A 20,401-nucleotide genomic window follows, 5' to 3' on the forward strand; every position below is an offset into this window, starting at 1 on the left:
CATGCGGCTGCATGGGCGCACTGCCATCATCACCGGAGCGGGCTCGGGCATTGGCCGCGCCGGCGCAAAATTGTTTGCAGCAGAAGGAGCGCGTCTCGCTCTGGTCGATCGCGATGCCGCGGGGCTTCAGGAAACGCTTGGCCTCGTGGGTGATGCCACGACGCATGTCGGCGACGTCGGCGATGCCGCGTTCGCGGAGACCGTCGTCGGCGACGTCGTGACGCGGCATGGCCGGCTCGACATCCTGATGACGGCAGCAGGATTCTCCTGCGGCGGCACCGTGCTGACGACGAGCGTGGAGGACTGGGACGCGGTGTTTCGCACCAATGTCGGCGGCACCTGGTTGTGGGCGCGGGCCGCGGTGCCGCAGATGCAGCGGCAGAACAGCGGATCTATCATCACGCTGGCCTCGCAGCTCGCGATGGCCGGCGGCAAGGGGAACAGTGCCTATATCGCCGCCAAAGGCGCGATCGTCAGCCTGACCCGGACGATGGCCGTGGATTTCGCCGCCGACGGCATCCGCGTCAACGCGATTGCGCCGGGCGCGATCGATACGCCGATGCTTCGCCGCAGCTTCGCCCGGCACGCCAATTCGGACGAGGTGCGCGAGGCCTCGCGCAACCGCCACGCCATGAAGCGGTTCGGTCAGGCGGAGGAGATCGCGCAGACCGCGCTGCACCTCGCCAGCGATGCGTCCTCGTTCACGACCGGCACCGTGATGGTGGTCGACGGAGGCTGGCTCGCGGCATGAGTGATGGGTTGATCAAACTTGAAGCCGAAATTCGCGCCGATCTCGCGATGATCGCGCACCCCGGCGCCGCATGGCTCGAACCGAAGACAGGGCCGGACGGAAAACCTGCGCTGGATGTGCTCATCATCGGCGCCGGCCAATCCGGTATCGCCATCGGCTTCGGCCTGATGCGCTCGCGCGTCAGCAACATCCTGCTGATCGACAAGGCCGAGGAGGGGAAGGAGGGCCCGTGGCTCACCTATGCCCGGATGCCGACGCTGCGCAGCCCGAAGGACTACACCGGCCCCGACCTCGACATCCCGAGCCTCACCTATCAGTCCTGGCACGAAGCCCGTTTCGGCAAGGAGAGCTGGCAGACGCTCGATCTGATTCCGCGCGCGCACTGGGCCGAGTACCTGCTGTGGCTGCGGCGCACGCTCGGCCTGCCGGTCTGCAACGGCTGTGAGCTCCTGGAGATTGCGCCGGCGGCCGACGGCCTGCTCGCCGCGCGCGTGAAACAGTCCGGCGCCGTCGAGACACTTTATACGCGCAAGATCGTGCTGGCGACGGGACAGGAGGGCATGGGCGGCTGGATGATCCCGGAGCCGCTACGCGATCTGCCGGCGAGTTCGGTCGCGACCGTCGCAGACGACATCGATTTCGAGGGCCTTCGCGGCAAGCGCGTCGTCGTGATCGGCGCCGGCGCATCCGCCTTCGACAATGCGGCCACCGCGCTGGAGGCGGGTGCCTCTGAAGTGCACTTGCTGTGCCGCCGCGCGCAGATCCAGGTGATCCAGCCCTATCGCTGGCTGACCTTTCGCGGCTTCCTGCGCCATCTCAGCGATCTCGACGATGCCTGGCGCTGGCGCTTCATGCGCAAGGTTCTCGAGATGCGGGAAGGATTTCCGCAAGCAACCTATGACCGCTGCGCTCGCCACGCCAATTTCATGTTGCACGAGGGCGCGCCGATCGAAGCGGCGCGCGAGACCGGCAAAGCCATTGAGTTGCAGACGCCGCGTGGCGCCGTCACCGCCGATTTCGTCATCTGCGGCACCGGCATCGACATGAACTTCGCCGGACGCGGCGAGCTCGCCAGGTTTGCCGGCAACATCGCGGCCTGGGCCGACCGCTATCAGCCGCCGGAGGGCGAACGCAATGAACGGCTCGGCCGCTTTCCCTATCTCGCCGACGACTATGCCTTCACCGAGCGCGTGCCCGGAAAGACGCCGTGGATCTCCGATATCCATCTCTTCGCCATCGCTTCCACCATGAGCTTCGGTGCATCGGGATCGTCGATCAATGCGATGACGACGGCGGTTCCAAAGCTCGTGAATGGCCTGACGCGCGGCCTGTTTCGCACCGATGTTGAACGGCACTGGGCCTCGCTCAGCGCCTATGACGTGCCGCAGGCCGTGGTCACGCGGCGTGCGGGAAGAACGGAGGAATCGCGATGATCACCCATGCGCCGCTGCGACGGCGCGCCTCCACGCGCACGCCATGAGACTGGCGCGCAACTTGCTTCCTTCTAAACCTGCCTTGCTGGCGTTCTCGTTCGAAATTCAAGGGAAAACGAATGCGTTTTGTGTCTTTCAGGTCCGCGACCTCAGGCCTTGCCATCACTGCGCTGTTGCTGATCGCGACCGCGCCTTCGCACGCGCAATCCAGAGCGGAAACGCTGCGCTATGTGACCGGCGCGTCGGTCAACACGCTCGATCCCAACATTCCCGGCGCGACGCGCGAATCCTTCGGGCTCAGCATGAGCACCTACGATCGACTTGTGTCGTTCGGCCGTAAGCAGATCAACGGCAAATGGGTGTTCGATCTCGACACGATCACGGGCGAGCTCGCCGAGTCATATGACGTCAGTCCTGACAAGCTGAAGATCACGTTCCATCTGCGCAAGGACGCCAAGTTCCAGGACGGCTCGCCGGTGACGGCGGATGACGTGAAGTGGTCGCTCGACCGCTGCGTCACCGCGCCGATCCTCGGCAAGGCGCAGCTGCTGACGGGGTCGCTGACATCCGCCGATCAGTTCAAGGTGATCGATCCCTTGACGATCGAGGTGACGCTGCCGAAGCCCGACAAGCTGGCGCTGCCGAATCTCGCCACCGTCTATCCGATGATCATCAATTCGAAGCTGGCGAAGGAGCATGCGACCGCGGACGATCCGTGGGCGATGGCCTGGCTGAAGGAGCACACCGCAGGCAGCGGCGCCTACATCGTCGAGACCTTCAAGCCCGGCGAGCAGGTGACCCTCAAGCGCAACGAGGCCTGGAACCGCGGTTCTCCCGGCAAGCCCGCCTCCTTCAAGCGCGTCATCGTGCAATCGGTACCGGAGCCGGCAACCCGCGCCAATCTGGTCGAGCGCGGTGACGCAGATATCGTGCTCGATCTTCAGGCAAGCGACGTGCAGTCGCTCGAAGCCAAGGGCAAGTTGAAGGTGGTCTCGACGCCGCAATACAACGCGATCACGTTCGTCTCGATGAACAACCAGATACCGCCCTTCGACAACGTCAACGTCCGCCGCGCCATCGCGTTCGCGCTGCCTTACGATGACATGTTCAAGGCGGCCTTGTTCGGCCGCGGCGCGCCGCTGTACGGCGCCAGCTGGCCGGACGGCAAGCCGCTGAACGGCACTTATCCGTTCCAGCAGCCGGTCAAGCTCGACCTCGACAAGGCAAGAGAATATCTCAAGGCCGCCGGCCTTCCGGACGGCTTCTCGACCACTTTCAGCTTCAATGTCGGATGGGCCTCCCAGGCGGAGCCGATGGCGGCGCTGGTCAAGGAGTCGCTCGGCAAGATCGGCATCAAGGTCGACATCCAGAAGCTGCCGGACGCGCAGATGTCGACGCTGATCAACGAGAAGAAGGTGCCCTTCTTCACCGAAGGCATCATCGCCTGGCTGCCGTCGACGGACTACTTCTACCGCAACTTCTATACCGGCAATCAGCGCTGGAATTACAGCTCGATCAACAATGCCGAGCTGTCGGCGATCGCCCAGGAAGCCCGGTTCGAGCCGGATAAGGCCAAATACGAGGAGGACGGCCGCAAGCTCAACGCGATGCATGTCGACCTGATGCCCCAGATCATGCTGTGGCAGCCGAACCAGGATGCGGTGATGGCGACCTCGGTCGAGGGCTACATCTACGAGTTCCATCGTCAGGTCGACTACCGCAACCTCAGCCGCAAGTAACGTCTGAAGGCAAGAGAGGCTCCCAAGGGTGATGACCGGTCTTGGTGCAACATTGGTGCGGGCGGGCAGGCGGCTTCTGTCGTCGCTGCCGGCGCTGTTCGGCGTGCTGGTCTTCACCTTTCTGCTGATGCGCGTCCTGCCCGGCGACCCCGCGGTGTTCTTCGCCTCGGGGCCCAATGCCGGCAAGGAGGAGATCGAGCAGATCCGCAAGCAGATGGGACTCAACAAGTCGGTGCCGGAGCAGCTCGTGTTTTATCTCTCCGACATCGGCCACGGCAATCTCGGCCGCTCCATGATGACGGGACAGCCGGTGCTGAAGGACCTGCGAGAGCGGCTGCCGGCTTCGCTCGAGCTCACCTTCACCGCGCTTCTGATCGCGCTGATCGCGGCGGTACCGCTCGGCGTGGTCGCGGCGCTGCGACCGGGATCGATCATCGATCACGGCGTGCGGCTGTTCTGCGCGCTCGGCGTCTGCGTGCCGACCTTCGTGTCGGGCCTGCTGCTGATCTACGTCTTCTATTACCTGCTCGGGCTCGCGCCTGATCCCACCGGGCGGATCGACGTCTTCACCTCGCTGCCGCCGCAGCGTACCGGTTTTCTCTCGATCGATTTCCTGCTGGCGGGCGATTTTGAGGGCTGGTGGGCGGCCTGCAAGCAGCTGGTTCTGCCGGCCGTGAGCATGGCCCTATTCGTCATCGCGCCGCTCGCGCGGATCACGCGTGCGTCGATGCTGGTATCGCTTGGGAGCGATTTCGTGCGCACCGCGCGCTCGGTCGGATTGTCCTGGCGCAAGGTGGTCGTGACCTATGCGCTGCGTAATGCGATCCTTCCCGTCATCACCATCGCCGGCATCGTGTTCTCGACCATGCTGGGCGCCAATGTGCTGGTGGAGAAGGTGTTCTCCTGGCCGGGCGTTGCCTCCTATGCGCTCGATGCGCTTTTGTCGTCCGACTATGCCCCCGTGCAGGGATTCGTGCTGCTGATGGCCAGCCTGTTCGTGCTGGTCAATCTCGTGGTCGATATCTGCTACGGCATCGCCGATCCCAGGGTGTCGATCGAATGACCAGCGCAACCCTTCGCCATTCGGTCTGGATCCTCCGCGGCAATCCGCTCACCGCGGTTGCCGCGACCGGTGTGCTCCTCTTCGTCCTGGTCGCGATCTTCGGACCGTGGATCGTGCCTTACGATCCCGTAGCCTCGAACGTCTCGGAGGCGTTGCAGCCGCCGAGTGCGACGCACATTGCCGGTACGGACCAACTCGGGCGCGACGTGTTCAGCCGTCTCATCATCGCAGCCCGGCTCGACCTTGCCATCGCGATCTCAGCGGTCGGCATCTCCTTCGTGATCGGGGCCGTTGTCGGTGCGTTCTGCGGCTATGCCGGCGGCCGGCTCGATCGCGCCGTCGGCCGCTTCGTCGACGTGATGATGGCGTTTCCGCTGTTCGTGCTGGCGATGGCGATGGTGGCCGCTCTCGGCAACCGGATCGAGAACATCGTGATCGCGACCGCGATCATCAATCTTCCCTTCTACATCCGATTCGCGCGGGCCGAGGTGAACGTCAGGCGCAATGTCGGCTGGGTCGAGGCCGCGCGTGCCTGCGGCGAGAGCCATTTTTCTGTGGTGCTGCGCTTCCTGCTGCCGAACATCCTGCCGGCGATGGCGGTGCAGATTTCACTCAATCTCGGCTGGGCCATCCTCAATGCCGCCGGCCTGTCGTTCATCGGCCTCGGCGTCAAGCCGCCGACGCCGGAATGGGGCATCATGGTCGCGGAAGGCGCGCGCTTCATCTCGACGGGCCGATGGTGGCTGGTGGCATTTCCGGGCCTTGCGCTGATGATGGCGGTGCTGTGCTTCAATCTCCTCGGCGACGGGATGCGGGACATTCTCGATCCCCGGATGCGCACATGAGCGAGGATCTGCTCAGGATCGACGACCTCCACGTGGCGTTCTCGACGCGGCGCGGAATGGTCGAGGCCGTGCGCGGCGTGACGCTGACGGTCAAGGCCGGTGAGATGCTCGGCCTCGTCGGCGAGAGCGGTTCGGGCAAGTCGGTCACCGGCTTTGCGACGACACGGCTGCTCGATGCCGCCGGGCGCGTCACCGCGGGCAAGATCCTGTTTCGCGGCCAGGATGTCACCAAGCTCAGGGGCGATGACCTCCGCCAGCTCCAGGGCGCCGCGATGTCGATGATCTTCCAGAACCCGCGGGCGGCGCTCAATCCGATCCGGGCCATCGGATTGCAGATCGCGGATGCGATCCTCACGCACAAGCGCATCTCGAAGGAGGCCGCGCGCGCCGAGGCGCTGGACTTGCTGCGCGCCGTTCAGATCCGCGATCCCGAGCTGAGGATGAACGCCTATCCGCACGAGCTGTCCGGAGGCATGTGCCAGCGCGTCATGATCGCGATTGCGATCTCCTGCAATCCCGCGCTGCTGATCGCCGACGAGCCGACGACCGGGCTCGACGTCACCACGCAGAAGGTGGTGATGGATCTGCTGGCAGACATTGCCGCCGCGCGAGGCATGGCGACGATCCTGATCACGCATGACCTCGGCCTCGCAGCGCGCTACTGCCGCCGCATCGCCGTGATGGAGCGTGGCCGGATCGTCGAGGAGGCGAGCCCCGGCACGCTCTTCAGCTCGCCGCAGCACGCCTATACGAGGCGCCTGGTTGCGGCATCGCCGACGGCGACGTCACGGATCGAAGACCTCGTGACGGAAGAGGAGAGAGAGCGCTACAACGCCATTCTCGACAAGCCACGGCCGGTTTTGCCACACGGTACGCCGCCGCTCCTGGAGGTGCGGAAGCTCGCAAAGCGCTTCGACCAGGGGTCCGCCGCGGTTGCCGACTTCTCGATGACGATGGCCCGCGGCGAGAGCGTCGGGCTCGTTGGCGAGTCCGGCTCCGGCAAGAGCACGACCTCGCGCATGATTTGCCGCCTGATCGACCCGAGCGAAGGCGACATCGTGTTCGATGGACAGTCGATCGGGCACGTGGCGTCGCGTGATTTTCACCGCTCGCCATTGCGCAAAGACATCCAGATGGTCTTTCAGGATCCGAACGAGAGTCTCAACCCGCGCTTCACGGCATTCGATTGTATTGCCCATCCCTTGATGCGGCTCGACGGCATGCGCACGGGTGATGCGCTGCGTCAGCGGGTGGAGGAATGCGCGCAACGTGTGGGATTGCCGCTCGATCTGCTGCCGCGGTTTCCGCATCAGCTCTCCGGCGGGCAGAAAGCCCGCGTCGGTATCGCCCGTGCCATCGCCTGCCGGCCGCGGCTCCTGGTGCTGGACGAGCCGACCGCTGCGCTCGACGTCTCGGTTCAGGCGGTGGTGCTGCAACTGCTCGACCGCCTGCGGCGCGAGAACGACATCGCGCTGCTGTTCGTCAGCCACGATCTCAACGTGGTGCGCATGCTCTGCGACCGCACCATCGTGCTGCGCAATGGCGGCATCGTGGAGCAGGGCGAGAGCCGGGCGCTGTTCGATAATCCGAAGACCGACTACACGCGCAAATTGGTCGAGGCGATCCCGCATTTCGAGACCGGGCCGACGCTGGCGGCTGCCCTCTGAGGTCCTGGACCCGAGCCCCTGGATCCGGCCAGACAGCCGTCAGACCATGCTCGCGAGGGGCCGAATAGTGGCATACCATTTGCACGCAAATGGGCTCTGGTTTCACTGCTTTCGGCCGACGATGGCCGGCATCACGGCACTACTGGGAGGACTTCATGGATCGCAGGACCGTATTGAAGGGACTGGCCGGCGCAGGCGGTCTGGCATTGACCGGCCTCTCGGCCCCGGCGATCGCACAAGGCGCATCCGCCCGGACCCTGCGCTTCGTGCCGCAGGCCAATCTCGCCAATTTCGACCCGATCTGGGGCACCCAATATGTCGTGCGCAATGCTGCGGCGATGGTCTGGGACACGCTCTACGGCATCGATTCCTCGCTGCAGCCGCAGCGGCAGATGGTCGAGTCCGAGCAAGTGAGCGACGACGGCACCACCTGGACCTTCAAGCTGCGGCCGGGACTCAAGTTCCACGACGGCGAGCCGGTGCTGAGCAAGGACGTCGTTGCAAGCCTGACGCGCTGGTCGGCGCGCGACCCCATGGGATTGATGATCAAGGCGCTGCAGCAGGAGCTGACGGCCGTCGATGACCGCACCTTCAAATGGGTGCTCAAGCAGCCCTTCCCGAAGATGCTCTACGCGCTGGCCAAGAACAACTCGCCGTGCGGCTTCATCATGCCGGAGCGCATCGCGCAGACCGATCCCTTCAAGCAGATCACCGACTATGTCGGCTCCGGGCCGATGAAATTCGTCAAGGGCGAGTGGGTGCCCGGCGCCAAGGCGGTGTTCGAGAAGTTCACCGATTACGCGCCGCGGCAGGAGAAGGCATCCTGGCTCGCGGGCGGCAAGCAGATCCTGGTCGATCGCGTCGAATGGATCGTGATGCCGGATCCGGCCACGGCGGCCGCCGCGCTGCAAAACGGCGAGGTCGACTGGTGGGAGAGCCCGATCGCGGACCTGGTGCCGGTCCTGAAGAAGAACAAGAACATCAGCGTCGACATTGGCGATCCCCTCGGCAATATCGGTTCGTTCCGCATGAACCATCTCTTTGCGCCGTTCAACGACGTGCGGGCGCGGCGAGCGGTGCTGATGGCGCTGAGCCAGGAAGACTACATGCGCGCGATCGTCGGCGACGATACGGCGCTCTGGAAGCCGCTGCCCGGCTTCTTCACGCCGGAGACGCCGCTCTACAGCGAAGCCGGCGGCGAGATCCTGAAGGGCAAGCGCGATCTCGATGCGGCCAAGAAGCTGCTCGCCGAGAGCGGCTATTCCGGCCAGCCGGTGACGTGCCTGGTGGCGCAGGACCAGCCGATTACTAAGGCGCAAGGCGACGTCACTGCGGACCTGCTGAAGAAGCTCGGCATGAACGTCGACTTCGTCGCGACCGATTGGGGCACCGTCGGATCGCGTCGTGCGGCGAAGACGCCGCCGGGACAGGGCGGCTGGAACATGTTCCACACCTGGCACGCGGGCGCCGATTGCATCAATCCGGCGCCTTACACCGCCATTCGCGCCAATGGCGACAAGGCCTGGTTCGGCTGGCCCAACAGCCCCGCCACGGAGAAGGAGGTCGCGTCCTGGTTCGAGGCCAAGAGCCTCGACGAGGAGAAGGCCGCCATCGGCCGCCTCAACAAGGCGGCGCTGGATGACGTGGTCTACGCGCCGACGGGCTTCTTCCTGAGCTACACTGCGTGGCGCAAGAACGTCTCCGGCATTACAAAGGGGCCGCTGCCGTTCTTCTGGGGCGTGTCGAAGTCTGCATGATCGTGCGCTGAGGCCAAATGCTCTCCTACATCCTCCGTCGCATCGTCGCGACCTTGCCAGTCATGGCGATCGTCGCGCTGTTCGTGTTCAGCCTGCTCTACATCGCGCCGGGCGATCCGGCCGTGGTGATCGCGGGCGATCAGGCGAGCCCGGAGGATGTGGAGCGCATCCGGCAGAGCCTCGGCCTCAACCGTCCGTTCCTGGTCCAGTTCGGAAGCTGGGTCTGGCGCATCCTGCACGGCGATCTCGGCACCTCGATCTTCACCAATCTGCCGGTCTCGGCGATGATCGGGCAGCGTCTCGGTCCGACGCTGTCGCTGATGATCGTGACGCTGCTGCTCACGATCGTGATTGCGGTGCCGCTCGGCGTGGTGGCGGCGTGGAAGGCCGGCAGCCTGATCGACCGCGTCATCATGGGCTTTGCCGTGTTCGGATTCTCGCTGCCCGTCTTCGTCGTCGGCTACATGCTCGCCTACATCTTCGCGCTCGAGCTGGAATGGCTCCCCGTGCAGGGCTATACGCCGCTCGCGCAGGGCTTCTGGCCGTGGCTCGAGAACCTGATCCTGCCGGCGATCGCCCTCGGTTGCGTCTACATCGCGCTGGTCGCGCGCATCACGCGGGCCGCCATGCTCGAAGTGCTGCAACAGGACTATATCCGCACCGCCAAGGCCAAGGGCCTCGGGCAGGGCGGCATCCTGTTCATCCACGCGCTGAAGAACGCGGCGGTACCGATCGTGACCGTGATCGGCATCGGCATCGCGCTCCTGATCGGCGGCGCGGTCGTGACCGAGAGCGTGTTCGCGATCCCCGGCCTCGGCCGCCTCACGATCGACGCGATCCTGCGCCGTGACTATCCGGTGATCCAGGGCATCGTGCTGCTGTTCAGCTTCGTCTACGTTCTCGTCAATCTGATGATCGACGTCGTCTATACGCTCGTTGACCCGAGGATCCGCTATTGACCGACACCACCGTCAATCCGCAATCGCTGCCGGCCGGCTTCGTCGTCGCGCCGCAACTGCCCGAGATATTGCGGCCGGTCACGATCCGGCGCGGCTTCCTCGGCCTCTTGCGCGGCCATCCGACGGTCGCCATCGGCGGCGCGCTGCTGCTGACCCTCGTCCTGGTCGCAGTTTTTGCGCCTTATCTCGGCACGGTCGACCCGACCGCGCTTGCGCCCGCCAAACGCACGCGGGCGCCGTCGGCCGATTTCTGGTTCGGCACCGACGTGCTCGGCCGGGACATCTATTCCCGCGTGCTGTTTGGCGCGCGCGTCTCGCTGACGGTCGGCCTGTCGGTCGCGATCTTCGCGTCGGCAGTCGGCCTCGCCATCGGCATGATATCCGGCTTCATCCGCTGGGCCGACGGCATCCTGATGCGGTTCATGGACGGCTTGATGTCCATTCCGCCGATCCTGCTCGCGATCGCGCTGATGGCGCTGACGCGCGGCAGCGTCGGCAACGTCATCCTGGCCATCACCATCGCCGAGATCCCGCGCGTCTCGCGCCTCGTCCGCAGCGTCGTGCTGTCGCTGCGCGAGCAGCCCTATGTGGACGCGGCCGTGGCCTGCGGCACGCGCACGCCGATGATCATCCTGCGCCACATCCTGCCCAACACGCTGGCGCCGATGCTGGTGCAGGCGACCTACATCTGCGCCAGCGCCATGATCACCGAGGCGATCCTGTCCTTCATCGGTGCCGGCACGCCGCCGACCATTCCGTCTTGGGGCAACATCATGGCCGAGGGCCGCGCGCTGTGGCAGGTGAAGCCCTACATCGTGTTCTTCCCGGCGGCGTTCCTGTCCGTCACCGTTCTCGCCGTGAATTTGCTCGGCGACGGCCTTCGCGATGCGCTCGATCCGCGCATGGCCAAGAGTCTGTGATGTTGCCTCTGATGGATCGAGGCTGATCGCGATGGCTTTGCTCGAAGTCGAGAACCTCCAGACCCATTTCCGCACCCCCGGCGGCATCAACCGCGCGGTCAACGGCGTGTCCTTTCACGTTGACGAGGGCGAGACGCTGGCCATCGTCGGCGAGTCCGGCTGCGGCAAATCGGTGACCTCGATGTCGCTGATGCGGCTGATTCCGGAGCCGCCGGGCAGGATCGCCGGCGCGATCCGCTTTGCGGGCAGGGACCTGCTGCAGCTCTCCGATCGCGAGATGCGCGCGATCCGCGGCAACGACATCTCGATGATCTTCCAGGAGCCGATGACGAGCCTCAATCCGGTGCTCACCGTCGGCCGCCAGATCCGCGAGACCTTGATGATCCATCAGGGCCTCGACAAGCAGGCGGCGGAGGCGCACGCGGTCGAGATGCTGACGCTGGTCGGCATTCCCGAGCCGAAGCGCCGTGTGCGCGAATATCCGCACCAGCTCTCCGGCGGCATGCGCCAGCGCGTGATGATCGCGGTTGCGCTGGCGTGCAATCCGAAGCTTCTCATTGCGGACGAGCCGACGACCGCGCTCGACGTCACGATCCAGGCGCAGATCCTGAAGCTGATGCTTGACCTGAAGCGGCGGGTCGGCGCCGCCATCATCCTGATCACCCACGATCTCGGCGTCGTCGCCGAGATCGCCGAGCGAGTCATGGTGATGTATGCAGGCAGCAAGGTCGAGGAGGCACCGGTGGCCGAACTGTTCCGTTCGCCACGCCATCCCTATACCCAAGGTTTGCTGGGCGCAGTGCCGCGGCTTGGCTCGTCGCTGACGGGCACGGCAAGGCGACTGGCCGAGATTCCCGGGCAGGTGCCTGATCTCCGAAAGCCCATTGTCGGCTGCGTCTTCGCGGGCCGCTGTGCGCTCGCGACCGATCTCTGCCGGCAATATGCGCCGGGGCTCGAAGAGAAGGGACCGCGCCACGTTGCCGCTTGCCATTATGCTTCCAAGGGAGCCGTCGCGGCATGAGCCCTCCGCTGCTCCAGGTCAACGACCTCAAGAAGCACTTTCCGGTCAAGAGCGGCCTGTTCGGCCGCAAGTCGGAATTCGTCTATGCAGTGGACGGCGTCTCCTTCGAGATCGCGCGCGGCGAGACGCTGTCGCTGGTCGGGGAGTCAGGCTGCGGCAAGTCGACGGTCGGCCGGGCCATTTTGCGGCTGTTCGAGATCACCTCGGGCCAGGTCATCCTCGATGGCCAGCGGATCGACGACGCCGCCCCGGGCACGATGCGCCAGATGCGCCGGCGCGTCCAGGTGGTGTTCCAGGATCCGTTCTCGAGCCTCAATCCGCGCATGCGCGTGCGCGACATTCTCGCCGAGCCGATCCGCAATTTCGGCCTCGCCAAATCCGCGGAGGATCTCGAGGTTCGCGTCACGGCACTGATGGACACGGTGCGTCTGCCGCGCGAGGCGTTGAACCGCAGGCCCCACGAATTCTCCGGCGGCCAGCGCCAGCGTATCGGAATCGCGCGCGCACTCGCGGCCGAACCCGAGCTGATCGTGTGCGACGAGGCTGTCTCGGCGCTCGACGTCTCGGTCAAGGCGCAGATCGTCAACCTGCTCCAGGATCTCCAGCACGAGTTCGGCCTCGCGCTCTTGTTCATCAGCCACGATCTCGCGATCGTCGAGCACATGACCCATCGCGTCGCGGTCATGTATCTCGGCAAGATCGTCGAAGTGGCGCCACGCCGGGAGATCTTTGCCGCGCCAAGGCATCCCTACACGAAGGCGCTTCTCTCCGCGGTGCCGCTGCCCGAGCCCGGCGCCCAGCGCAATCCGATCATCCTCAAGGGCGACGTGCCGAGCCCGATCAACCCGCCCAACGGATGCCGCTTCCACACCCGCTGCCCCTTCGTGTTCGATCGCTGCCGGACCGAGGAGCCGACGCTGCGCTCGGCCGGAGCCGAGCAGTGGGTGGCCTGTCACCTGGAAGAGGGCGTACCGGCGGCGGCCGAATAGCCCTTGCGCCAGCCCTGCTGGCGACAGGTCCGAGAGGGAAACGACGATCGAGGAATGGTGGCGTTATGCCCCTGTGTTGATGTGGCCGCGCCTCAACCCTGTCGGCGCAGGAAGCCCGTGATGGTCACCTTTTCCCAGATGCCCGCCGCGGCAAAGGGATCGGCGCGGTTGAAGGCTTCGACCTCGGCACGGCCCGGTGCCTCGATCAGGAACAGGCTGCCGATCATCGTCTGGCCATCGTCGGAGACCAGCGGCCCGGACATCACGATCTTGACGCCGAAGCGCGAGGTGTCACTCAGGAAAGCCTTGTGGGCGTCGTAATTGGCGAGCCGGGTCGGCAGCGCGCCGTCGCGGTCGAGGGCGTGGATGGCGAACAGCATTGTGGGCTCCGTTTCTTGCTTGGGTTCTTGGGACGGCCGCGGGAGCGGCCGTCCGTCGTTGTCGTGCATACGTTCATTTGCCGGCGAGCTTGCCCGCCTCTTCGAAGGTCGGGCAAGTGCGCTGCTCCAGCGGCACGTCGAACGGCTGGTAGTTGTCCTTGGTGATGACGGTCGGTTTCAGCACGATCTCGGCGATGACCGGCTGGTTGCGCAAGGACCGGATCGCCATCATCGTGCCGAGGCAGCCCTGCGCAAAGCCGTTGTAGTCGCCGCTCGCCAGCAGCTTGCCGGATTTGATCGCGTCGATCGCCTCCTTGGTGCCGTTGATGCCGATCACCTGGGCCTTGCGGTTGGCGCCGTCGAGCGCCTCGATCGCACCGACCGCCATGGCGTCGTTGGCGGCGAGCACGCCGTCGATCTGCGAGTTCGACTGCATCAGGTTCTCCATCACCTGGAGCGCCTGGAGCCGCTGGTAATTGCCGGGCTGCGAGGCCAGCAGCTTCGCGCCCGGATTCTCCTTCAGCGCGTCGTTGAAGCCGCGGACGCGGTCGACATTGGTCAGCGAGCCCTTGACGCCCTCGATGATGACGATGTTGCCCTTGCCACCCAGCGTCTTCAGCAGGAAGCGCGCGGTCTCCAGCCCAAGGCTGTAATCGTCGGCGCCGACGAAGGACAGGAACTTGCCCCCGGCTGAGCGGTCGGTGATGTTGACGACCGGAATCTTGGCCTCGTTGATCTTCTCGACGCCGGGCACCATCGCCTTGTAGTCGACCGGCGTGAAGACGATCGCGCTCGGCTTCTTCACCACGACGTCCTCGATCTGGCTGAGTTGCTCGGGGATCGAGTCCGGCTTGGTCGGGATGTACTGAAGCGTCTTCGCGTTCAGCGTCTTCGCCATGTTGTCGGCGCCGACCCGCACCGTCTGGAAGAACGGATTGGTCTGGTTCTTGGTGAAGACGGCGATGGTCTCGCCATCCGCGCGTGCTTGCGTGGTGAACGCAGCGGCCATCAGCAGCGGCAGCGTCAAATAGCCCAGTTTCCGTTTCATGTTGCCTCCATCCCTCGTTTTGCTTGTTGGAACTCTAGGAACTCATTGCGTGCGGCGGCGCGTCTTCATGTCGAGCCAGACCGCGAGAATGACGATGACGCCGGTGACGAGCGGCTGCCAGTTGGCGCTGACCGAGAGCAGGTTCATGCCGTTCAGCACCAAGGTCAGGATCAGCGCGCCGATGAAGGTGCCGAACACGGTACCGACCCCGCCGAACAGCGAGGTGCCGCCAATCAGCACGGCCGCGATCGCCGGCAAGGTCAGGCTTTCGCCGATATCCGCCTCGGCCGAATTGAGCCGCGACAGGAAGATGATCGAGGCGAGCCCCGCCATGGTGCCGGAGACGGCATAGACCAGCAGCAGGCGCCGCGCGACCGGAATGCCTGAGAGCCGCGCCGCCACCGGATTGGCGCCGATCGCATAGATTTCCTGACCCCAGATCGTGCGCTGTGCAAAGAACGTCCCGATGCCGAGGAACACCAGCAGCAGATAGACCGGGATCGGCAGGCCGAACAGATAGCCGCTGCCGATCTGGCGGAAGCCGGCCGGGAAGCCGTGCAGGGTCTCGCCCGCCATGTACCAGTAGGTGAGGCCGTTCAGCACCCAGAGCATGCCGTAGGTGGCGATGAAGGAGGGGATGCGGAGCGCTGTGACCATGATGCCGTTGAGAAGGCCGACGATGCCGCCGCAGGCGAGCCCGGTGAGGATGCCGAGGGCGGGTGAGCCGGTCGTGTGGATCACGGTGCCGGCAATGCAGGCGGACAACGCGACATTGGCGCCGACCGACAGATCCAGGCCGGCAGTCAGCACCACCAGCGTCAGGCCGGAGGCGATGAAGAAGGTCAGGCTCGCCTGCCTCAGCACATTGAGGATATTGCCGAGGCTCAGGAAGGAGTCGCTGAGCACGGCCAGCACCGCGCAGATCAGGAGCGCCGCGAGGAGACGGTAGAACAGCTGGATCGCCTCCTGTGACAGGAACGAGCGGGGCGGCGCGATGGCGTCCTTGGTGATGTCGGTCATGCGCGGCTCCTGAGGCCGTCGAGGAACAGGGCAACGATGACGAGCACACCGACACTTGCGACCTGCACCGAGGATGGCAGCGAGATCAGGTTCAGCCCGTTGCGCAACACACCGACTGAGAGGACGCCGAGGAGCGTGCCGAGCAGCCAGCCATTGCCGCGCTCGAACGAGGTGCCACCGACGGCGACTGCGGCGATGGCATCGAATTCGAGGCCGAGCCCGGCGGTCGGGTGGCCGGAATTCATCCGCGCGGTCATCAGCAGGCCCGCGATTCCGGCCATGGCACCTCCGATCGCGTACACCGCGATCAGGAGCCGGTTCGGCGAGAGACCCGCATAGCGCAGCGCCTCGCGGTTGCCGCCGAGCGCGAAGATGTAGGTGCCGAACCTTGTATGATAGAGCAGCACGTGGAAGACCGCGTAGGTCACGAGCGCCATCACGATCGGAACGGGAACTCCGAGAAGCGTCGCCGAATAGATGTCGCGCACGCTGTGGGGAATGCCGACCACGCTCTGGCCGTCGCTGACGATCAGCGACAGGCCCTGCGCCATGCCGAGCGTCCCCAGCGTTGCGACGAAGGGCGGAATGCCCAGGATCGCGACCAGCCAGCCGTTGGCGACGCCGAAGGCCGTGCCGACCAGCAGGCCGACACCCAAGCCCAGCAACATCGAGTTGGTCGCGAGCGACACGATTGCGACGCAGAGCGAGGTCAGCGTCAGCACGGCGCCCATCGAGAGGTCCAGTCCCTCCGTCATGATGATCAGCGTCATCGGCAGCGCAAGCATGGTCAGGATGGTCGACTGCACCAGTACGTTGGAGAGGTTGGCGACCGACAGGAAGCCGGGCGCGATGACGCTGAACAGCGCGATCAGCAGCACCAGGACCATGGCAACGCCGGGAATGCGCTGCAGCGGGTTGGGTTGTGAAACAACCGCGGCTTCACGCATGATGCATCCCCAGTCGCACGATGTTCTCCTCGGTCAATTCGTTGCGTGTCAGGTGTCCGGCAATGCGCCCCTCGCGCATGACATAGGCGCGGTCGCAGACATGGCAGATCTCGACCTGTTCGGAGGAGATCATCAGGGCGGCAGCGCCTTCGGCCACCAGCCGATCGATCAGAGCGAAGATCTCCGATTTGGCGCCGATGTCGATGCCCCGCGTCGGCTCGTCGAAGATGAAGAGCTTTGAGCCGGCCGCGAGCCATTTGCCGATCACGACCTTCTGCTGGTTCCCACCCGAAAGCAGGCCGACGGTCTGGCGTGCGCTCGGCGTTGCAATGCGCAGTTGCCGGATCAGGCCGTCGGATGTGCGCTGTGCACGGCGCTGGTCGAACAGGCCGCTCGGGAATAGCTTTCGCAACGCTGACACCACGAGATTGTCGCTCACCGAGCGCAGCAGTGCGAGGCCCTCGCTCTTGCGGCTCTCCGGGATCAGCGCAATACCGCGGCGGGCGGCGAGGTCCGGTTCGCCGGAGATGGTCTTGCCATCGAAGATGATCTGTCCTGAAGTGACGGGGTCGGCGCCGAAAATGGCGCGCGCGACCTCGCTGCGGCCGGAGCCGACGAGGCCGCAAAGGCCGACGATCTCGCCCCGGCGCACCTCGATGTTGATGTCTGCGATTCCCGTCGACGCGGCGAGGCCCCTGACCTCGAGCAGCAGCTCCCCGGGCTTCTCGGCAAAGTTGCGCGGATAGGTCATGTCGACGTTGCGGCCGACCATCATGCGCACCAGCTGGTCCGGCGTGACGTCGGAGGGCCGGACACCGTCGATGCGGCGGCCGTCGCGCAGCACCGTGATGCGATCGCCGAGCGCGAACACCTCGGCCATGCGGTGGGAGATGTAGACGATCGAGACCCCATCGGCCTTCAGCCGCGCGATCAGCGCGAACAGCAGTTCGGTCTCGCGGTCCGACAGCGCCGCCGTCGGCTCGTCCATGACGAGGATGCGAGCGTTCTGGCTGATCGCCTTCGCGATCTCGACCATCTGCTGCTGCGCCACGCCGAGCTTGTCGACGGTGGTGGAGGGATCGATGTCGAAGCCGATCGTGCCGAGCACGCGTCTGGCGTCAGCCAGGATCCGGCGGCGGTCGATGGTGCCCGGGATGCGGCCCTTCGGCTCGCGGCCGAGAAAGATGTTTTGCGCGATGTCGAGATGGGGGACCAGCGAAAATTCCTGGAAAATTACGGCGATCCCGAGCTTCTGCGCATCGGCGGCCGACGAGATCGCGACCTTCTCGCCCTTGTAGTAGAACTCGCCGGCATCCGCGCGGTAGGCGCCGCACAGAACCTTCATCAGGCTCGACTTGCCGGCTCCGTTCTCGCCCAGCAGCATGTGCACTTCACCCGGGTGGACGGCAAAAGACACGTCGTCCAGCGCCTTGACGCCGGGAAATTCCTTGCTGATGCCGCGCAGCTCCAGCAGCGGCGTGGGTGAGGTGACTTCTATCGGAAGCGCGTCGCTCATGCCTTGGCTCCGCTCGCAAAGATCTTTCCGGGGTTCATGAGACCATTCGGATCTAGCGCGGACTTGATCGACCGCATCACGTCGACAGCTTCGCCGAGCTCGTCAGCGAGGTAGTCGATCTTGCCGAGACCGATGCCGTGCTCGCCCGTGCAGGTGCCGTCCATCGCGATGGCGCGGGCGACCATGCGGGCCTGCAGCGCCTTGGCCCCTTCGGTCTCCTCGGGCTTTGCCGGATCGATCAGGATCAGCATGTGGAAATTGCCGTCGCCGACATGGCCGACGATCGGTGCGGTGAAGCCGTGCTCGTCCGCGTCGCGCCGCGTTTCGGTCAGGCATTCCGCGAGACGCGAGATCGGCACGCAGACATCGGTGATCACCGCGCGTGCGCCGGGCCGCAGGCCAAGGCCAGCATAGAGCGTGTTGTCGCGGGCATGCCACAGCCGGCTGCGGTCTTCCGGCGCCTTGGCCCACGCAAAGCCATGGCCGCCATTGTCTGCCGCGATCGCCTGCGCGGCCTCAGCCTGCTCGGCGACGGAGGACTCGGAGCCATGGAATTCGAAGAACAGGGTTGGCGTCTCGCGATAGCCGAGCTTGGCGTAGGCGTTGATGCCGCGCATCATGACGTCGTCGAGGAGCTCGATGCGCGCGACGGGGATTGCCGACTGGATGACGGAGATGGCGGTGTCGACGGCGTCGTGCAAGGTGTCGAAGCTACAGACTGCGGCCGAGATCGCCTGCGGCACGGGGTGGACCTTCAGCGTGATCTCGGTAATGATTCCGAGCGTGCCTTCCGCGCCGACGAATATGCGCGTCAGATCGTAGCCGGCGGCCGACTTGCGGGCGCGCTTGGCGGTGCGGATGACGCGGCCGTCGGCCAGCACCACCTCGAGCGCCATGACGTTGTCCTTCATGGTGCCGTAGCGTACTGCCATGGTGCCCGACGCGCGCGTCGAGGTCATGCCCCCGATCGAAGCATCGGCACCGGGATCGATCGGAAAGAAGAGGCCTGTGTTGCGCAGCTCTGCATTGAGCTGCTTGCGCGTGATTCCGGGCTGCACCACGACATCCATGTCGCTGTCGTGCACTGCCAGCACCTTGTTCATGCGCACAAAGTCGAAGCAGACGCCGCCCGCGACCGCCGCCGCATTGCCTTCGAGCGAGGTGCCGGCGCCGAACGGAACGATCGGCATGCCCGCGCCGGCGCAGAGCTTGACGATGTCCACAACCTCCTGCGTCGTCTCGGGGAAGACGACGATGTCCGGCGGCAGGCTCCGATAATGAGATTCGCTCTGCCCATGCTGATCGAGCACGCCGCGCGCGACGCTTGCGCGCGAGCCGATCATGCCGGTGAGGCGCTCGGCCAATATGCTCGTGCTGACCCGCGGTCCCATCCTCAGCTCCCGTCTGCTCCCTGTCGGACTCTTGCCGGTCCGCCGCCGCTTGAGTTTAAGCCGCTCTCGCGCTGCTCGCGAGCTGCTTCAGGCCGAAATCGTAGTTGAGATGAAAATACTCGCTGTGCACCATGCGACCATCGGGCGCACGGCCAGCGGGATGCTTGACGAACTCGCGGATCAGGCTGTCCTTGACCCCGAACACCACGTCACTGTCGAGATATTGGTCGCCCGCAACAAACACGTGCGTCACCAGCTGCTCGAATCCGGGTGCTGAGATCATGAAGTGCACGTGCGCCGGGCGCCAGGGATGACGCCCCTGCACCTCCAGCATTTCGCCGACCGGGCCATCATGCGGAATGGGGTAGGCGGCGGGTTTGATCGACCAGAAATGAAAGCGGCCGTTGGCATCGGTGTGGAAGCGGGCGCGCATCGCGAGGTCGCCGATGGCGTCGAGCTGCTGCACGTCGTAGTAGCCGTCGTTGTCGGAGTGCCAGACGTCGACGATGGCGCCCGCCAGCGGCTTGCCGTCCACGGTCGAGACCGAGCCGGTGACCAGCATCGGATCGCCTTGCATCGGCCCGGAGATGTCAGCGCCGCTGTCCTTCTCCGGCGCGGCCTGGACGAAGAACGGGCCGAGCACCGTGGTCTCGGTCGCGCCTTCCGGCACCGGGTGGTTGATCGCATCGACCAGCATGGAGACGCCGAGCGTGTCCGACAGAAGGATGAACTCCTGGCGCTTGTCGCTGCACATGTGCCCGGTGCGGGTCAGGAAATCGATGCCGTACTCCCATTCCTTCTGGGTCGGTCGCACCTCGCGGACGAAGGCATGAAGGTGACGCACCAAGGCCTCGCTGATTTGCTTGACGCGCGGATCGGTCGCCCCTGAGATCCGCTCCAGCACCGCGTCGGTGATCGTGTTCTCGTCGAAGTTACGCATGCGTGCCTCCGTTGG

General features: G+C 65.3%; 18 protein-coding genes. 11 read left to right on the forward strand and 7 right to left on the reverse strand.

The window, feature by feature from the left end; translation table 11 throughout:
* The first annotated feature begins 1 nt into the window (after position 1).
* The 11 genes from AX729_RS10340 to AX729_RS10390 all read left to right on the forward strand — a co-directional run bounded on the left by AX729_RS10340 (position 2) and on the right by AX729_RS10390 (position 13,144).
* Positions 2–751, forward strand: a complete 750-nt coding sequence (locus AX729_RS10340; RefSeq protein ID WP_061022606.1) for an SDR family oxidoreductase — start codon at positions 2–4, stop codon at positions 749–751.
* Entirely contained in the window at positions 748–2,184 is a 1,437-nt protein-coding gene (locus AX729_RS10345; protein WP_061022608.1) for an NAD(P)-binding domain-containing protein, read from the forward strand. Before AX729_RS10340 ends, AX729_RS10345 begins: the two co-directional genes overlap by 4 nt.
* A 119-nt stretch (positions 2,185–2,303) precedes the next feature.
* Positions 2,304–3,923, forward strand: a complete 1,620-nt coding sequence (locus AX729_RS10350; protein ID WP_061022610.1) for an ABC transporter substrate-binding protein — start codon at positions 2,304–2,306, stop codon at positions 3,921–3,923.
* Between the two features lie 31 nt (positions 3,924–3,954).
* Positions 3,955–4,986 (forward strand): ABC transporter permease, encoded by a 1,032-nt coding sequence (locus AX729_RS10355; RefSeq protein ID WP_197433570.1) that lies wholly within the window; start codon positions 3,955–3,957, stop codon positions 4,984–4,986.
* Positions 4,983–5,831, forward strand: coding sequence for an ABC transporter permease (locus AX729_RS10360; RefSeq protein ID WP_061022613.1), 849 nt, complete (start codon positions 4,983–4,985; stop codon positions 5,829–5,831). Before AX729_RS10355 ends, AX729_RS10360 begins: the two co-directional genes overlap by 4 nt.
* On the forward strand, positions 5,828–7,498 hold the full coding sequence (gene nikE, locus AX729_RS10365; protein WP_061022615.1) for a nickel ABC transporter ATP-binding protein NikE: 1,671 nt from the start codon (positions 5,828–5,830) through the stop codon (positions 7,496–7,498). Before AX729_RS10360 ends, nikE begins: the two co-directional genes overlap by 4 nt.
* A gap of 155 nt (positions 7,499–7,653) precedes the next feature.
* Positions 7,654–9,255, forward strand: a complete 1,602-nt coding sequence (locus AX729_RS10370) for an ABC transporter substrate-binding protein (RefSeq protein ID WP_061022618.1) — start codon at positions 7,654–7,656, stop codon at positions 9,253–9,255.
* A gap of 17 nt (positions 9,256–9,272) precedes the next feature.
* Entirely contained in the window at positions 9,273–10,214 is a 942-nt protein-coding gene (locus tag AX729_RS10375; RefSeq protein ID WP_061022619.1) for an ABC transporter permease, read from the forward strand.
* Entirely contained in the window at positions 10,211–11,134 is a 924-nt protein-coding gene (locus AX729_RS10380) for an ABC transporter permease (protein ID WP_061022620.1), read from the forward strand. Before AX729_RS10375 ends, AX729_RS10380 begins: the two co-directional genes overlap by 4 nt.
* Positions 11,135–11,165: 31 nt before the next feature.
* The gene (locus AX729_RS10385; RefSeq protein WP_061022621.1) at positions 11,166–12,155 is read left to right on the forward strand and encodes an ABC transporter ATP-binding protein; all 990 of its coding nucleotides are present in this window, start codon (positions 11,166–11,168) and stop codon (positions 12,153–12,155) included.
* A complete protein-coding gene (locus AX729_RS10390; RefSeq protein ID WP_061022626.1) occupies positions 12,152–13,144 on the forward strand; it encodes an ABC transporter ATP-binding protein in 993 nt (330 codons plus the stop codon). The genes AX729_RS10385 and AX729_RS10390 overlap by 4 nt, the downstream gene beginning before the upstream one ends.
* Positions 13,145–13,236: 92 nt before the next feature.
* Here the strand turns inward: AX729_RS10390 and AX729_RS10395 are convergent, their stop codons facing one another.
* The 7 genes from AX729_RS10395 to AX729_RS10425 all read right to left on the reverse strand — a co-directional run bounded on the left by AX729_RS10395 (position 13,237) and on the right by AX729_RS10425 (position 20,386).
* On the reverse strand, positions 13,237–13,524 hold the full coding sequence (locus AX729_RS10395) for a YciI family protein (RefSeq protein WP_061022663.1): 288 nt from the start codon (positions 13,522–13,524) through the stop codon (positions 13,237–13,239).
* A gap of 73 nt (positions 13,525–13,597) precedes the next feature.
* Positions 13,598–14,572: a sugar ABC transporter substrate-binding protein gene (locus AX729_RS10400; RefSeq protein WP_061022628.1), complete on the reverse strand. Its 975-nt coding sequence runs from the start codon at positions 14,570–14,572 to the stop codon at positions 13,598–13,600.
* 42 nt (positions 14,573–14,614) lie between these two features.
* A complete protein-coding gene (locus AX729_RS10405; protein ID WP_061022630.1) occupies positions 14,615–15,592 on the reverse strand; it encodes an ABC transporter permease in 978 nt (325 codons plus the stop codon).
* Complete coding sequence (locus AX729_RS10410; RefSeq protein WP_061022631.1) at positions 15,589–16,539, reverse strand: ABC transporter permease; 951 nt, start codon at positions 16,537–16,539, stop codon at positions 15,589–15,591. The genes AX729_RS10405 and AX729_RS10410 overlap by 4 nt, the downstream gene beginning before the upstream one ends.
* On the reverse strand, positions 16,532–18,055 hold the full coding sequence (locus AX729_RS10415) for a sugar ABC transporter ATP-binding protein (protein WP_061022633.1): 1,524 nt from the start codon (positions 18,053–18,055) through the stop codon (positions 16,532–16,534). Before AX729_RS10415 ends, AX729_RS10410 begins: the two co-directional genes overlap by 8 nt.
* Positions 18,052–19,446 (reverse strand): FAD-linked oxidase C-terminal domain-containing protein, encoded by a 1,395-nt coding sequence (locus tag AX729_RS10420; RefSeq protein WP_061022634.1) that lies wholly within the window; start codon positions 19,444–19,446, stop codon positions 18,052–18,054. The genes AX729_RS10415 and AX729_RS10420 overlap by 4 nt, the downstream gene beginning before the upstream one ends.
* 55 nt (positions 19,447–19,501) lie before the next feature.
* On the reverse strand, positions 19,502–20,386 hold the full coding sequence (locus AX729_RS10425; RefSeq protein ID WP_061022635.1) for an intradiol ring-cleavage dioxygenase: 885 nt from the start codon (positions 20,384–20,386) through the stop codon (positions 19,502–19,504).
* Positions 20,387–20,401 lie beyond the last annotated feature (15 nt).

The sequence above is a fragment of the Bradyrhizobium sp. CCH5-F6 genome, assembly GCF_001556045.1.
Classification (GTDB): Bacteria; Pseudomonadota; Alphaproteobacteria; order Rhizobiales; family Xanthobacteraceae; genus Bradyrhizobium.